11 protein-coding genes are annotated in these 17492 nt (G+C 36.0%); 2 read left to right on the top strand and 9 right to left on the bottom strand.

The window, feature by feature from the left end:
* Positions 1-7 precede the first annotated feature (7 nt).
* The 6 genes from DK866_RS17660 to DK866_RS17685 form a co-directional block, all read right to left on the bottom strand.
* Positions 8-2563 carry a fimbria/pilus outer membrane usher protein gene (locus tag DK866_RS17660; RefSeq protein WP_109409967.1) on the bottom strand — a complete coding sequence of 852 codons (2556 nt, stop codon included), beginning with the start codon at positions 2561-2563 and terminating at the stop codon, positions 8-10.
* A gap of 62 nt (positions 2564-2625) precedes the next feature.
* Positions 2626-3375: a fimbrial biogenesis chaperone gene (locus DK866_RS17665; protein WP_109409968.1), complete on the bottom strand. Its 750-nt coding sequence runs from the start codon at positions 3373-3375 to the stop codon at positions 2626-2628.
* 5 nt (positions 3376-3380) lie between these two features.
* On the bottom strand, positions 3381-3929 hold the full coding sequence (locus DK866_RS17670) for a fimbrial protein (protein WP_109409969.1): 549 nt from the start codon (positions 3927-3929) through the stop codon (positions 3381-3383).
* Between the two features lie 17 nt (positions 3930-3946).
* Positions 3947-4561: a fimbrial protein gene (locus DK866_RS17675; RefSeq protein WP_109409970.1), complete on the bottom strand. Its 615-nt coding sequence runs from the start codon at positions 4559-4561 to the stop codon at positions 3947-3949.
* Positions 4536-5261: a fimbrial biogenesis chaperone gene (locus DK866_RS17680; protein ID WP_109409971.1), complete on the bottom strand. Its 726-nt coding sequence runs from the start codon at positions 5259-5261 to the stop codon at positions 4536-4538. Before DK866_RS17680 ends, DK866_RS17675 begins: the two co-directional genes overlap by 26 nt.
* A gap of 76 nt (positions 5262-5337) precedes the next feature.
* Positions 5338-5904 (bottom strand): fimbrial protein, encoded by a 567-nt coding sequence (locus DK866_RS17685; protein ID WP_109409972.1) that lies wholly within the window; start codon positions 5902-5904, stop codon positions 5338-5340.
* Between the two features lie 1220 nt (positions 5905-7124).
* On the opposite strand from DK866_RS17685, the gene fdhF reads away from it, so the two are divergent.
* Positions 7125-9293: a formate dehydrogenase subunit alpha gene (fdhF, locus tag DK866_RS17690; RefSeq protein ID WP_109409973.1), complete on the top strand. Its 2169-nt coding sequence runs from the start codon at positions 7125-7127 to the stop codon at positions 9291-9293.
* An 86-nt stretch (positions 9294-9379) separates the two neighbouring features.
* Here fdhF and fdoI read toward each other — a convergent pair whose 3' ends face one another.
* The 3 genes from fdoI to fdnG are packed head-to-tail and all read right to left on the bottom strand — an operon-like array spanning position 9380 to position 14023.
* The gene (fdoI, locus tag DK866_RS17695; RefSeq protein ID WP_109395241.1) at positions 9380-10039 is read right to left on the bottom strand and encodes a formate dehydrogenase cytochrome b556 subunit; all 660 of its coding nucleotides are present in this window, start codon (positions 10037-10039) and stop codon (positions 9380-9382) included.
* Complete coding sequence (gene fdxH, locus DK866_RS17700; protein WP_109409974.1) at positions 10036-10965, bottom strand: formate dehydrogenase subunit beta; 930 nt, start codon at positions 10963-10965, stop codon at positions 10036-10038. The genes fdoI and fdxH overlap by 4 nt, the downstream gene beginning before the upstream one ends.
* Positions 10966-10975: 10 nt before the next feature.
* Positions 10976-14023: a formate dehydrogenase-N subunit alpha gene (gene fdnG, locus DK866_RS17705; RefSeq protein ID WP_109409975.1), complete on the bottom strand. Its 3048-nt coding sequence runs from the start codon at positions 14021-14023 to the stop codon at positions 10976-10978.
* Between the two features lie 743 nt (positions 14024-14766).
* Between fdnG and DK866_RS17710 the strand changes: the two genes are divergently transcribed.
* On the top strand, positions 14767-17487 hold the full coding sequence (locus DK866_RS17710; protein ID WP_109409976.1) for a DUF2345 domain-containing protein: 2721 nt from the start codon (positions 14767-14769) through the stop codon (positions 17485-17487).
* The last annotated feature ends 5 nt before the right edge of the window (positions 17488-17492 follow it).

Raw genomic sequence — 17492 nt, forward strand, 5'->3', positions numbered from 1 at the left:
ATCGTTTTTATTGGCAAATAGCATCAAATGAGCGTATCGGTTTTTCAACAGAAACAGGCAATTGATCTAAATTAGAGAACACAGCAGTACATTGTAATTGGCTATCAGTACCCCAATTAACTAATATATTTCCTGAGTTTGGTAATCCACTCATAAAGAGTTGGTTATTATCACTGACAATACCTGTATTTTTACTCTCTGGATTTTCTTCAAGCAATGTAGCATTTGCCCCAAACGGGATGACACTACCATTCGCTCTTTTTAGCGTAATAATAGCTTGATAACCTACTCGAGTATCAAATTTCACTTTTACGACAGCACCTGCGGTTGGATAAACCATCTTCGATGTCTCATTTAACATGACATTTTCAGGTAATGTATTGATATTCATATTGATATAGTTGGTATGATAAGGTGATACATAAGGATGAAGTGCATAACCTTGACTGTTAATAACACTATCATTACCTTCAATTTCCATTCCTTCAGCACCTTTGGCTTCAACAATAGCTGTTGTATTGCCCATATTAGGGCCTAATAACACACCACCTGAATGCAGCATTGCACCACCACCAAAACTACCATTTACGGTTTGATGATCTCTTGAATAGTTATAGCCTAAAGATGCGGTACCTTTAGAGCCTGAATAGTTACTATAAATATTGCCGTTATTTCCTTGGCCTTTATTGGCTAAATTCTGAGAAATACCATACGTCAGTTTATTATCTAGAGCCGAGCCGCTTAGCCCAAGACTGTGGCTCATACGATTATTATTGTCGCGAGTTACAGAATAAGAACTACTCATATTTTGAGCTAACTCGTGGTTTGAGAATGCGCTAAATGGAATGTTGACGTTGACAGAAATCTGTCTATTTTCAGGCCAGCTCTGTTTATCTTTAATTCGGTCAATACTATAGTCGACAGAATAGTTAATAAATTTATAAGAGTTGTTATAACCCATTGAAAATTGTTTTACTTTACGATCTATTGCCCAGTAATCACTTACACTACCATTGAGATAAATGCTGCCATATTGACCTAATGATTGTGAAATCGAAGTGGTAAAACTACTGCGTTGCCGTTGGTTTAACCATGGCGCTAAACCATCTTTTAAATCGTAATTATAATTATTAAAATCACTAAAGCTGAAATAAGAGCGTGTAGAGTAACGAAGCGCTGTTAAGTCAACAGATGTGCCAGTTGATGTCATACTTTTTGAATAACGTACCCGATACGATTGGCCTTGTTGTGTACCTAAATCGTTATTAAGACGAGCCGTTGAATGGGTAATATCGGTTGAAATAGCGCCAAATGAACCTAAAGATATCCCAAGACCACCTACAATGGATAAATAATCCTCAGCAACTAATAGGCCACTATAGAGTGTCGTATTAATAGGTAATCCATAACTTCCGGATGCACTAATAAAGTCTGAATTTTTATTTTTAGTTGTAATTCCTCCATCATATCGACCAGCGATAACTTCGTATTTATAACCTCCAGGACGTTGCATGATAGGTAAAGAAGAAAATGCCACAGTAAACATTTTTTCAGTGCCATCTTCTTCTGTAATAGTCACTTCTAAGTTACCCGCATTACCTGAAGGGGAAATATCTTTGATATTAAAAGGGCCGGGGGCGACGTAGGTCTGATAAACCACGTAGCCATTTTGTCTAATCGTGATACGTGCATTTGACTGCGCAATGCCTCTTACTTCAGGCGCAAAACCACGTAAGCTACTGGGGAGCATTTGATCATTTGAAGATAGTTGCATTCCCTTAAATGGAATACTGTCAAAAATATCATTAGATGAACTCAATTCCCCTATTGCTAACGTTGAACGAATAGCAGCAAAGGTGCGCATAATATAAGTATTAGAAAAACGATTTGATGAAGAATGACCAGAGTCACCATCAGAATAATTATAAGAAAAGTTAGAGCGAAGGCGCCATACTCCCAGGTTTAATCCCCCTTGAACATTGGCAAAAGCATGATCATTTATTTGTTTATTTGTATTGTCTGCTTTATTCCATTGACGATCGCCACTAATAAAATAGTTTAAAAAGAGTGCGGTAATACCATTGTCCCAAAGAGAGGGATCGATATAACCATCTGCTTTAATTAACATAGCAATTTGTGGAATGGTAAATTTTATTTTTAGGTTTGCGACATCTGGTGTCATTGTTGCATCTGAAATATATTCAGAAAGATTGGTAATTGGAGTATCTGGAGGCAAATCTTTTAATTTAGGAATGGCTGGAACATTGACTCCCCAATCAGTTAACATTTTGGGGGTTAACTCAGGAACGATATCCCCTTTCTCATTAGGAATGAATTTTAGCATTTTATCGCCTAAGTTATTAGTATTTACAATAACTTGAATGGCATACTCACCTTGCGGAATACTATTTTCTTTTGAAAATTGAGTTAGGTCGATATTATTTATATCAGTGCCAAGTAAACTATCTAACATCGTGGGATCAAAATAGTCTTCACCATGAGAATAAAAAGATATGATGATGAAAGAGGATAGTAGGCTTATTTTAAATTTTCTATTATTCATTACCTTGACCTTCTATTCTTGAGCCTAAGTTTACATGGAGTAAATATAAATTAATTTTTAGTTTAATTTTCTAAAGTTATATTTCTATTAAGTTCTTCAGAAGGTTCTTTTTTAAAAGAGTATTTCTCTGAAATACCACCAAAATCATCAATAAATCGCCAACTAGCTTCAGTTAAAACTTTATTTTCAGTATTTATTTCTAAGTTCGTAAATGGAGAAATAAGAATGCTTCCTTGTTGTGTTTTATGATTAATAGAAAAATCAACAAGAGTAATAAAGTATGGTGTTGGGTTATTGATTTCCCATTTGTTTTTTTTATTAATTACATTTATTTTTTTAAATATTGATGTATCTAATGAGGGTAAGTTTTCTGGTCGATAATACATTTTTACAATAATCGCTGTAATAAAGACGAGATCTGTTTTTTCTGTATTTTCCTTTGCAGGTGTTGAAGGTGGAATTGCTCTCGCTTTAAAATAAAAAATAGATTCTTTATCTTTAGGTAAATCATTCACATCATTAGGAAAAATACGAACAGTATATTGGCTTTCTGCATCAACACGGAATAACGGGGGAGTAACAATAAATTTATTTGATATTGTTTCATCCAACGAACTTAATATCGATACTTGAACTAAGTAAGGTATCTTATTATCGTTTGATATTTCAATAGTTTGATTTTTATCTTTTTCTCCAAATATAAGCCTACTTTTATTTAAGCCAATACCCTCTGAAAATGAGAAAGTACTCCATAATAGAAATGAAGTCACTAGGAAAAAAGATAATGGTTTCGATAATATAGAAAGTAGCATTATTGTTAATCCGCAAAGTAAGTGATGGTAATTGTGGATTTAAATTGACCTAAGTTCTCTGTCTTTGTAGAACAATCAGCAACACCCTTTTTGCACATAACATAGGTATAAAATGTTTTATTCATATTATTGGCTGTAATATTTGTCCAAATTTTACTGTCATTGGCAAAAAAAACGTTATCTGATGCTTTTGCACCATCTTTGTCTGAAATACGAATTGCAAAATCTTTACCTTCAGGTGAATCTAAAAAACCATCATTCACATAATTGCCTGAGATTTTTAAATAATTTCCACTAAAATTTGTATTTTTACAGTTTGACAGCTTTACTTGAAATGGCTTCTTTATATTTCCATTATTTGCATCACTAGCTAATCTTTTTAACGGTACTGAGCCAAAATCAACTTTATTTATTGATGTACCTTCAATAATAATATTACAAGTGTTTTTAGGTACAGTAACATTGAATATAAACTCTGCATCATCAGCTGCAAATATAGGTGAGACCCCACTTAGGAATAATGTTGCTATGGTAAAACGAAATATTGAACTCATTATTATTACCTATATAGCTAAGGTTGAATTAAAGTTAAATCAACGGATGCAATTAATTCACCTGCTTTGGCTGGGTTATTGTCTATCTTTACAATACTGACTTCAAATTGGCTCTCTAATTCACCATTGCTAACCACTTCAAAAGGAACATTTGCATGAGGTGAAAAAAGAAGAGGGTGACAATTTTTTTTATTACTATCACAACTTCTTAATATAAAACCGGCATTAACAGTATTGGTTGTAGGATGAATAATATTGTTGTTATTTATCGTTGTACCATTAGACGGTGTTATTTTTATTGCTAGCATCTGTAGCGGCTCACTGATTTCAAAATCTTGGCAATGGTATTTGAAAGTGAATGGCGTTGTGAATGATTTATCATCAACATCTTCTTTTAATTCATGAGTAATAATGCTTTTTTTAAAAATAACATCTTGTGTTGGTGCTGAAATAGTACATGTACCTTTACTTATATTACCTATAATTTCTAAATCTGTTGATGCATTAACATTTCCACTAATAAATAGTGAATTTAAAATTATAGAAAAGACCGTTAAGTATAAACTTAAGCTTTTATACTTTTTTATCTTAGCTATAAGAAAAATGTTATTTAATATTTGTCTTAAATGCATCCTCGCCTCCTAGATCATTAATTGTTATCCATTCAGCTGTACCTTTTCTTGCTTGTGCTGGCACCAAGTAATCAAAAGATTGATAAGGAGAAATCATGGTGTTTTTATTGGCAATATTTAGGTTAACTTTTGTTCCATTTAATACTAAGGAGCTTAATGAAATATAATAGGGTGAATCATTGATCACTGTTACACCATTTGAGTTCGCTTTGAATGATAAACTTTCACGCGCTTTCTCTGGTGTCATAGGTAAATGTTGCGGGCGATAAAATAACTTAATAATGTGATCATAAGCGATACTTAATGCATTACTCGCTAATGGCCCATCGGTTGATGGGATCATTACAGCATGAAAATAATAAATAGATTCTCGGTCTGTGGGTAAATTAGATGGCTGTGCATAAATACGTACTTCTTGGTTAGATCTACTTTGTATTTTAGCTAATGGTGGCGAGAGTGTAAAAGGTACCGTTTTATTTCCAGCTTCATCAACAATAAAGAATTTTGCAAGGTAATTTGCATCAGTGTTGTTTCTTGCACCAATGGAAACACTTTTTTCATTTTGAGTGTAAACAATACGTGTTGCATTCAAACTTACGCCTGAAGCAAAGGTAGAGGTAGAGAGCAATAATAACGAAATAAGCCATAATAGTTGTATGAGTTTAAAAGAAGAAAAATAAATATTTTTATTGGCTACCATTTTTATTACTCTCTATCTTTTGGAAATTAAGAGGCTTTAATTAAAGCCTCTTTTATCAAATAACAGTTCAAAAATATTAGTTATAAGAAACACTAAAAGTTACTGGTACATTTAAAATATCAGCTTTAGCGTCTTTACCAGCTTGAGTCAGAATTAGATTTGCTTTTAATGGAATAGAAGCATTAGAACCTTCATCCATTTTAACAATGCTGGTTAATTGAGTATCTTTATTTGGTTCGATTGTGCCTGTTGAGGCATCGTTACCATGGAAAATTTGTACGGCTAAAGATTTTGCTGTTTTATTTGCAAAATATTTAGAGGAGTAGCTAGATGCTTGACCATCAGCATAAACATAGACTTTTGCTGGATCTGCAGCTTTAGAACAGTTGCTTAGAACAAGGTCAAAATCTTTGGTTGTACCTACTTGAGATTCTACCGCAGCAGCCTGCAGTGTATCTAAAGTGAAAGTACCAAAGTTAATGGTGTCGCCTTCAGTTGTTGAAGTAACATCACAGGCAGCTTCACGTAACTGAGCTTTAAATGTAACTGTTGCGCCCTTCTTGCCTTCATCAGCAAAGGCATTACCAGCAAAAACAAAGCTAGCAAGAACAGCAGCAGAAATTAGTTTTTTATTAAATGACATATAAACACCTCTTGTGTACCTTCGTTAGAGTTAAAATACACCGTAATTATTTAAAGACGGTGTGATAGCATATTTGCTGTTTGAGTAAAAACGGCAAAAATACTAAATATAATTATGTGTAAAATAGACTGTGATATTACTTGATAATAAATAATCTAAATTTGATTACTTATTTATGTTTTATAGGTGTTAAATAAAACATAAAAAAATAGATTGGTTTAATAAATCTTTTATTTTTAGTTGTAAGGCTTATATGGGTTGTTCAGCAATAGCTTAATAATATATATATAAATTGAAATTAGTACATATTACACTTCAATATTTATGATAGGAAAATTCTCAAATAAAACTAATTATAAAATTTAATAATCATTTTTATTATTGGGGTTAATTAATAATAATTATTAGTGTTTTTATAAAAAACTATAATTTGTATTATTTAAAAATTTACAATATAATCACTGTAGTTATTATTTTTTATTTAGTATATTGTTTTTTAATGAATTTGTTATTTTTGTTTTTTTAGTCATTAACTAATAATGAGACTTTAAAATAAACACCTCTTTTTAAGAGGGTCTTTTATTGTATACTTAAAGAGAGAAAGATTAATTTTTAATAGAGGGATTTTTTATAATTATATATATTAATTATTATAATCACAATTAATACATTAAAATATCTTATGTTTGTTAATATGTTTTTAACATTAATTAATGACAAGTTTTTACCTTTTTGACGAATAATGATACTCTAAAAATGAGCTTGTTTAGGAATTGGTTCTTTATACTCCAAAAAAGAGTGTTTTTATATTAATTAATAATGTTGAAAGTAATAAAATAATTATTTTAATAGATTGAACAGATGTTGGGGTTTATTACTTTAACATCATTTTCCTTATAAATAAGAATGTTGATGTTATTGAAAGGAAGATTTCAATAAATAGAATTTTTATTTTATAAAAATCTTCGGTATTTAATGCTTTTTTAATTATCATATTTCGTTCATGTTGGTTTTTTCTTTTTTAAATAAATAAGTAATACTTAATACTCTTTAAGCATTCAAATTTTTTTAAATCGTCAAAAATGACGAACATGATTTATAGATAATAATGAAATAATCTATCTCATTGATTGTAAACCATAAATTACTTGGCATAATTCCTGCTTAGGTAAAAGTTCTTTATGACTCTTTTACTCCCTAGTTAGGGGAAAGGATATCAAATGAACAAAATCAACTCCGTCTGTCCTTATTGTGGCGCTGGCTGCAAAATCAATCTCTGTGTCGAAAATGGTCGCATAATCAAAGCTGAAGGTGCCAATGGTGTCACCAATCAAGGAGAACTTTGCTTAAAAGGACTCTATGGTTGGGATTTTCTTAATGACAATAAACTTCTGACAGCCAGAATACATGAACCCATGATCCGCCGACAAAAAGGGGCTGATTTTGAAATTGTGAGTTGGAATGAAGCGATTCAATATACGGCAAAAAAATTACTGGAAATAAAAGAAAAATACGGTGCGAAATCCATCATGTGTACAGGATCTTCTCGTGGTACAGGGAATGAAACCAACTTTGTGATGCAGAAATTTGTTCGTGCAGTATTAGGTAATAATAATGTCGATTGTTGTGCTCGTGTGTGTCATGGGCCTTCTGTTGCTGGTTTACAAGAAACATTAGGCAATGGTGCCATGAGCAACTCTATTGCTGATATTGAAGATTCAGATTGCTTATTAGTCTTTGGTTATAACTGTGCAGACTCTCATCCTATTGTGGCGCGCCGTGTAGTTAAAGCAAAACAAAAGGGTGCTAAAATCATTGTTTGTGATCCTCGAAAAATAGAAACTGCCAAAATTGCTAACCAATATTTACCATTAAAAAATGGTACAAATATGGCGTTAGTGAATGCATTCGCATATACGCTAATTGATGAAGATCTTTATGATAAGAATTACGTCAATCGCTATACCGAAGGTTTTGAAGAATATAAAAAACAACTCGCCGACTATAGCCCAGAAGCAGTGCAAGATATTGTCGGTATCCCTGCAATTGAAATTCGTAAGGCAATGCGTACTTATGCAGGTGCTAAAACAGCCACCATTATGTGGGGAATGGGCGTTACACAATTTGGCCAAGCAGTTGATGTGGTTAAAGGCTTATCAGGTCTTGCATTATTAACGGGTAATTTAGGTAAACCGCATGTTGGTGTTGCACCGGTTCGTGGGCAAAATAATGTTCAGGGTGCCTGTGATATGGGTGTTTTACCTAACATGTTCCCAGGATATCAATACGTCACTGACGAAAATACGCGTGAAAAATTTGCCAAAGCCTGGAATATCCCTGTTGAACAACTTGATCCTGAAGTGGGATATCGTATTACCGAAGTACCGCATTTAGCCATTGAAGGTAAAGTGAAAGCTTACTACATCATGGGTGAAGATCCGCTTCAAACCGAAGCCGATTTAGGCCTAGTAAGAAAAGGCTTTGAAGCTCTCGATTTTGTCGTGGTTCAAGATATCTTTATGACTAAAACCGCTGAGCAAGCTGATGTGATTTTACCGTCAACCAGTTGGGGTGAACATGCAGGTATCTTTACCTGTGCGGATAGAGGTTTTCAGCGCTTTGAAAAAGCCATTGAGCCACATGGCAATGTAAAACGAGATTGGGAAATCATTAGCTTACTCGCCACTGAAATGGGCTATCCAATGTCTTATGAAAATAATGAAGAGATCTGGAATGAAGTCCGAGCCTTATGTCCGCTATTTTTTGGTGTCACTTATGAAAAATTAGCGGGTTTAGCACATATTCAATGGCCTTGTACTGATATTGAAGATATGGGGACACCTTATTTATATTCAGGTAATCAATTCACCACTCCATCAGGTAAAGGTCAATTGTTTGCAACACCATGGCGAGCCCCAGCAGAGTTACCCGATACTGATTATCCAATGATTTTATCTACAGTGCGTGAAGTTGGGCATTACTCCTGTCGCTCAATGACAGGTAACTGTAAAGCATTGGCTTCACTTGCAGATGAACCCGGTTATGTTCAAGTTCACCCTGATGTTGCCAAAGAAGCGGGTATTCGTGATCAAGAGATTGTTTGGGTTGAATCTCGTCGAGGTAAGGTTATGTCTCGTTGTAATGTGAATGAGACAATCAATAAGCAAGCAATTTATATGACCTATCAATGGTGGATTGGGGCATGTAATGAGTTGACTCAAGATAATCTTGATCCTGTATCAAAAACACCCGAAACAAAATATTGTGCAGCTAAAGTGATTAAAATTGCCGATCAAAAATGGGCAGAAAGCCAAGTTTCTCAGCACTATCATACAATGAGAAGCCGCTTAATTAATTTAGTGGAGCAAGCAAAAACAGCAGCACATTAAGTTGAGTGTTTATTCAAAATAGAAATGGAGACGATTAAGTCTCCATTTTTTTCTCACATCTATTTTATAAAAACAAAAGCAGTTGATTATTTTTGGTTTAATTTGCTTTCTGCTTCTTTTTTCTCTTCTTCTAAGATCTCACGATACCAACGTGGATGATGCTTTTTCGCCCAACCCCGAGTTACCCAACCTTCAATCATGCTACGAATAGATCCTTTTACCCAAAACGCAGCATAAGCATGAACAATCACTGTTATGATCAGTAAGATAGCGGACAGTGAATGAGCCAGTAAGGCAATGCGAATAACTGGGATCGAGAAATAATCCGCAAAATAAGGACGCCAAATAATCACACCACTGATGGTAAGTACGATAAGGCTAAGACTTAATGTCCAATAAATCCCTTTTTGGCCCAAGTTATAATGCCCAATATCACCAGCTTCTTCGTTTTGTAGCACTTTGTGGATATTTTTTGCCCACACTAAGTCGTCTTTATCAACAAAGTTATGTTTTAGATATCGAAAAAACATAAAGATAAAGAAGAATACCATCGCGACACCTGTAAAAGGATGCAGTAAGCGCGAAAGCTGTGGTGTACCTAAAATATTCATAAACCAGTTTAGAGATGGGAAGAAAAAGCCCAATCCGCTAAAAGTAGTAAAGATAAAGAAAATCGCTACAACCCAGTGATTAATACGCTCTGAGGCAGTATGACGAAGGATTTTATCACTTTTCTTCTTCATTATTTCTGCTCCTCTTTATTCACTGAATTTTGTGATGCTTCCATCTCTTTTTGTGCCTCTTCTTCATCTTCTTCTGTGGTGTGGTTTGGACCAATACCTAAGTAGTGGAACATTGCACCCGCAAAGGTGGCAGCAAAACCAACTGCCGCTAATGGTTTCCAAATACCTTTCCAGAATTTCACCGTTGAGCTAATTTCTGGGTTTTCTGGTAAGCCATGATACAAATTAGGTCTATCTGCATGATGAAGTACATACATAACATGAGTTCCACCAACCCCTTGCGGATCGTATAAACCGGCTTTGTCATAACCACGCGTATTAAGTTCAGCAACGCGCTCATTGGCAAGATGCGTCATTGCTTCTTTAGAGCCAAAGTGAATGGCCCCTGTAGGGCAAGTTTTTACGCAAGCGGGCTCTTGACCGACTTCAACACGATCAACACACAATGTGCATTTATAAGCGCGGTTATCTTCTTCATTAATACGAGGAACATCGAAAGGACAACCCGCAATACAGTAGCCACAACCAATACAATGCTCTGATTGGAAATCAACAATACCGTTAGCGTATTGAATGATGGCACCTTCTGCTGGGCAGGCTTTTAAACAACCCGGATCAGCGCAGTGCATACAGCCATCTTTACGAATTAGCCACTCTAATTTGCCGTTTTCTTCAACTTCAGAAAATCGCATCACGGTCCATGATTTAGCGGTTAAATCCATCGGGTTATCATAAACACCGACGTTAAGACCCACTTTATCGCGAATATCGTTCCATTCTGAACAGGCAACCTGACAGGCTTTACAGCCAATACAGGTAGTAACATCAATCAGTTTTGCCACTTCTTCTTTAAAATCACGTACCTGTGGTGCTGGCGTGAGGGAATTAGTAGCAGAACGACGAATAATATCTTGAGATTGCAATGACATCAGTTTCCCCTTATGCCTTTTCGATATTGACTAAGAACGCCTTATATTCAGGTGTGAATGAGTTTGCATCACCCACAGATGGCGTTAATGTATTGGCAAGGAAACCTTTACGTGTTGCTCCTTCAAAGCCCCAGTGACAAGGAATACCGATAGTATCAACAACTTTGCCATTTATCGTTAGAGGTCTAATACGCTTAGTCACCACGGCTTTGGCTTTGATATAGCCACGCTTAGCGCTGACTTTAACTTCATCACCTTGAACAATGCCTTTACGTGAAGCAAGTTGTTCACCAATTTCAATAAATTGATCCGGTTGTGCAATGGCATTAATTAATGAGTGTTTTGTCCAGTGACGGAACAACTCAGTAATTGAGTAGGTTGTTGCCACATAAGGGAATTCATCTGCTTTACCTAAATGTTCAGCATCGTAGCTGTATAAGCGTGCAACAGGGTTACGAGAGACTTTCGGGTGCAGAATATTATCTTCTGTTGGCGATTCAAACGGTTCGTAGAATTCAGGGAATGGACCATCAGCCATTTTATCGACAGCAAACAAGCGTCCCATACCTTCGGGTTGCATAATAAAGGGACCTACACCACTATTAGGCGCGGCATTACTATAATCTGGTACATCTGGGCCAACCCATTGATTACCATTCCATTTGATAAGCTGACGTTTTTCATCCCAAGGCTGACCTTGTGGATCAACCGATGCGCGGTTATATAACACTCGACGGTTTTGTGGCCATGCAAAAGCCCAACCCGGGGTACAACCTAGTCCGGATGGATCAGCATTATCGCGGTTCGCCATTTGGTTGCCTTTTTCGGTCCAGCAACCGGAATAAACCCAACAGAAACTTGCCGTTGAGCCGTCTGATTTTAGTTGATGGAAACCATCAAGTTGTTGTCCTTTTTTAAACAACAATTTGCCTGTTTCATTATAGATATCTTGCAGAGCTTGACCATTTGCTTCTTTCGCCACTTCTTCTGGCTGTGGATCGTAAGGGTCAACGTAGTTCCAAGAGAGATTCATGATAGGCTCAGGGCAAACACCGCCTTCTTCACGATAAAGTTCACGCAGACGCATTAATAAATGCCCTAAAATTTTACCATCATGCCATGCTTGTGCAGGTGGTTTAGCACCAGCCCAGTGCCATTGTAGCCAGCGGCCTGAGTTTGCAATCGAGCCATTTTCTTCAGCAAAACATGAAGAAGGTAAACGGAAAATTTCAGTTTGAATATCTTTTGATGAGACTTCATTCATTTCGCCGTGATTTTGCCAAAAATTAGAAGATTCAGTCACGAGTGGATCAATGACAACCATATATTTCAGCTTGGCTAATGCGGCACTACATTTATTTTTATCGGCAAAAGCGGCTAATGGGTTAAAACCTTGAACGATATAACCATTCATTTTGCCATCAATCATTAATTGGGTTTGTGCCATGATGTCATAGCTTTTATCCCATTTTGGTAACCAGTGATAACCCCACTCGTTTTGTGCTGTTGCGTGTTCACCCCAGAAGCTTTTTAGCAAGCTAATAAAGAAATCAGGGGTTCTTTTCCAGTAGTTAACTTGGTCTGCAACCACGGTTTTTGGTGTAACTTGAGATAAATAAGTCTCTAACGACGTCTGTTTTTCATTAGGCAGAGGCATATAGCCCGGTAGGTTTAATGATAATAAACCCAAATCGCTATAGCCTTGAATATTAGAGTGTCCACGTAATGCATTTACACCGCCACCCGGCATACCCACGTTGCCTAATAATAGCTGGATCATACCTGCTGCACGGATAGTTTGAGCACCACCAGTATGGTGTGTCCAACCTAAGGCATACAAAATAGTCGAGGTTCTGTCTTTTACACTGGTAGAAGCAAGAGCTTCACAGATATAGGTGAAATCTTCTAAAGGTGTGCCACAAAGAGTGGTAACAATTTCAGGGGTATAACGTGAAACGTGCTGTTTTAAAAGATTCCACACACAACGAGGATGTTGCAGTGAATTATCTCTTAATGCTAAACCATTCTCATCAAGTTCATAGTGCCATGAGGTTTTATCATAGTTTTGATTTTCTTTATCAAACCCACTGAAAAGACCTTCATCAAAGCTAAAATCTTCACGTACAATTAAAGAAGCATTGGTATAGGCTTTCACATATTCGTGCTGAATTTTATTGTGTTCAATAAGGTAATGAATAACACCTAATAAGAATGCAGTATCAGAGCCGGCACGAATAGGAGAGTAAAGGTCGGCAACGGCAGCACTACGGTTAAAACGGGGATCGACAACGATAACCTTCGCATTGTTCTTAATTTTAGCTTCGATAACCCATTTAAAACCGACAGGGTGTGCTTCAGCAGGGTTACCGCCCATGATCAGCACAACGTTAGCGTTTTTAATATCAACCCAGTTATTGGTCATTGCTCCACGACCAAAAGTGGGTGCTAATGCTGCAACGGTTGGCGCATGGCAAAGTCTTGCCTGACAATCGATAGCAATCATGCCTAATGAACGAGAAAATTTATTATCTAAAATTCCGGTTTCATTACTGGCAGCAGAAGAGCAAAGCATACCAGTGGTAAGCCAGCGGTTAACTTCCTGCCCTTTTTCATTATGAGTAACAAAGTTTTCATCACGGTCTTTTTTCATCAGACGGGCGATTTTATCAATCGCTTCATTCCATGAAATGCGCTCCCACTTATCAGAGCCAGGTCTACGATATTCAGGATATTTCAGGCGATTTTCACTATGGATATAATCGACAAGCCCAGCACCTTTCGGACATAAAGAGCCACGGCTAACAGGATGGTCAGGATCGCCTTCAATGTGATAAATACTTTTATCGACATTCTTTGCACCATCCCCAAGGCTATACATCAAAATACCGCAACCTACAGAGCAATAAGTGCAGTTATTACGAGTCTCGACTGAACGTAATAATTTATATTGGCGAGCATTCGCAATAGATACTTCAGGTGCCAAGCCGAGTAATGCAGCAGATGTGCCTGCCATACCGCCAGCACAGATCTTAAAGAAAGACCTACGACTGATTTGCATCAGTGTCTCCTTGATAAATTGATAAATAACATCCGTCCCGGGCGTTTAAAAAACGTCCAGTAAAGATACGATTTCATTTTTCAATCATTCAAGACAGACCTGAGTATCGTTTTGTGAACTCAATGTGATGAACTACTACTTAAAATGACGAGGAAATTATAACGAGTAAAAAAAATAAATCCATAGTAACAATATGGATAAATAATTGTATAAAAAATAACAAGATGAGGTGAAATTACCGAAGAGTCATAACCTTTGATTCTTTTATGTACAGACTATCTGAAATGGGATTTTTATATAAAAAATAAGATACTTCTAATGTGGGTTAATTGGTTATTTTATTTTGCGCTTTTATTGGCTAAATAATAACTAAAATTAAATATTTTTTGTTTTAGCTATCTTTATTTGATCTGCTAAATAAAAACACATATACGGCATCGCTTTCTCACTAAGAATAATTACTTAAAATAAATTTACTTATTTTAAGTGTAATTAATAAGATGATATTGCCATTTGTCACTAATTTAATGATTATTTTTCAATGTTATTTATTCTGTTTTTAATATAACAAGTTGATATTGTTAAATTGATATTAATCTCATCTTTGAGTGGTAACGATAAGAGCATTCATTTTTAAGAAAAATGATATTGATTAATTTAAATACTAATATTAAATTTAATTAAACTAACTTGGCGGGATATAAGAAAGACTTTTATTATTGAGCTTTATAAAGGGAATATTTATGAGCCTAATAGATATAGCAAAAGTAAATTTATCACATAATCGTTACCAGCTAGCCATAGACGGCAATAATATTTCTATGGATGTGGAGTATTTTTCTGGCAATGAAGCAATTAGTGAAATTTATTCTTATCATGTTACTTTTACTTGCCAAGAACATGATTTACAGCCTTTAAATTTATTACGCAAAAATACAACGCTTACTTTTTTATCTCCCCTTAACACAGACATTAGCTCACTAACTCAATTACCTTTTACCAAACGTATTCATGGTGTAATAACAGACTTTCAGCGTTTATCAGGCTCTAAAGACGAAGCACGATATCAGTTAATTATTCAGCCTCGGTTTTCTTTATTACGCCATCAAATTAGAACACATCGCTTTTTTATTAACCTTTCAATACCAGACGTTATTAAAAAAATTCTTGAAGAACATGGTTTTGAAAACTGGGAATATGAATTTACTCTTAAGCATGAATATCCTAAGCGTGAGCAAATAAATCAAATTAACGAAAGCGACTTACAATTTATTGAGCGATTATTAAGTGAGATTGGTGTTTTTTATACTTTTCAACTTCATGAAGAAACGCAAACGGAAGTGATTCACTTTGGGGATAAACAAAGCCAATATCAATTTGAAAAACAACTTCCTCTTAATAGCCCCTCAGGGATGAGTGATAGTGGTGTTGAAAGTGTTTGGGGATTATCTTTACGCCATCAAGTGGTTGAACACAGCGTAATAACCAAAGACTACAACCCTCGTTTATCACAAGATACGTTACTTTCTGCTGTTAGTGATATGACAAGAGGCGAAGCTGATGGAAGTAACTATGGTGATGTCTATTATTATCGTGCGCGTCATTTAACGCGAGGGGATAAATTTATTCCTGAAGCTGAAACTGCCAACTTTTGGGCGCGTTTAGATCATGAACGTTTTTTATCGCAACAGACACAATTAAAAGGTAAAAGTAGTGCATCAGATTTATCACCATTACTGGTGTTAAATATTAAAGACAATCAACAACCTTCAACACTTCCTCTGATATTTCAATCATCTATTTTATTAACTCAACTGCATTTTGCTGGTGGGCGTGATAAAGCCTTACAAGTCTCTTTTGATGCAGTACCTTACAGTGAAACCTTGTGTTGGCGTCCCAAACTCAAACCTCGTCCTGTGATCGCGGGCACTATGATGGCTCGGGTATCAAGTGTGAAAGACAATGATATTTATGCCCATCAAAACGAGGATGGATATTATTGGGTTTGCTTCGATGCTGACTGTGATAATCATGAAAAGAAAACAGGCTATGAAAGTATGCCCGTTCGTTTGGCGAAACCTTATGCTGGTGATACCTATGGAATACATTTCCCTTTAATTCAAGGCACTGAAGTTGCCATTGCTTTCCATGAAGGTGATCCCGATCGTCCTTATATTGCCCATGCATTACACGACTCTCGTCATCCTGATCATATTACTGATAAAAATAACACTCGAAATATTATTCGCACGCCAACAAATAATAAATTGCGAATGGAAGATAAACGGGGTGAAGAACACATTAAATTAAGCACTGAATATGGTGGCAAAACACAACTTAATTTAGGACATCTTGTTAATAAAGGGCGTGAAAAACGAGGTGATGGTTTTGAGCTACGTACAGATAGTTGGGGCGCAATCCGTGCAGGAAAAGGATTATTTATTAGTACAGATTTGCGAGCTAAAGCTTCGTCAGAGCAACTTGATATTCGTGAAGCACAGCAGCAACTAGAAGATGCGTTACGGTTAGTTTCGTCCTTAAAAGAAGCTGCTGAAATTGCTAAAGCGGAATTAGCCGATCTTGCGGCACAGCAAAAATTATTAAGCCAGTCGATTGATGAAATGAAGCAAGCGGCGATGGTATTAAGCTCACCTATGGGTATTGCACTTACATCACCCAAAACGGTGCAATTAAGCAGTAATGAAAATATTACGATATCAGCACAAAGGCAGACAGATATTTCTGTTGGTAAAAAAATTACTTTAGCAGCAGGTGAGGTGATTAGCTTATTTGCCCAACGAATGGGCATTAAGGCTTTTGCGGCACAAGGGAAAGTCGAGTTACAAGCGCAAGGGGATGAGATGCATTTATCTTCCTTAAAAGATATGACTGTGACAAGTCACGCAGGCAAAACCATTATTGCGGCAAAAGAAGAGTTATTATTGACCTGCGGTGGTGCATTTATTCGTTTAAAAGGTGGGCAAATTGAATACGGTAGCCCGGGTAATCAAACCGTTAAAGCGAGTAATTGGATTGTTGATGGCCCCGACCGTATGGATATTAATCACCCTCATTTTCCTCAATCGATACCCAAACAATCCCTTCGTTTCCAATTAAGTTCTTCACCATTAAGCCCAACTCAAGTCCGTGCATTCGAGCCTTATACGCTCTATGCCAATGGTGCGTTATTAACCAAAGGGCTAACGGATAAAAACGGTAATATTTTTATTGAACATGAAATTACCACTGAAAAATACCGTATTGAATTAATTGATGGCGAATGTTTTGACATCAATATCGTTAATGATGGGGAAGAGCGTGAGCAAGATGAAATTGCAAAACAAGGGTTTAGAACCCTAGCACCATCTTCACAAATGCTAAATAAGCAATATGCGGGCAGCACACATCAAAATATATTTCATCAATTACTCAATGAACTCCGATCAGGGAAGAGTAAAAAATAATTAAG

This window comes from Proteus genomosp. 4 str. ATCC 51469, from assembly GCF_003144375.1.
Lineage (GTDB): Bacteria > Pseudomonadota > Gammaproteobacteria > Enterobacterales > Enterobacteriaceae > Proteus.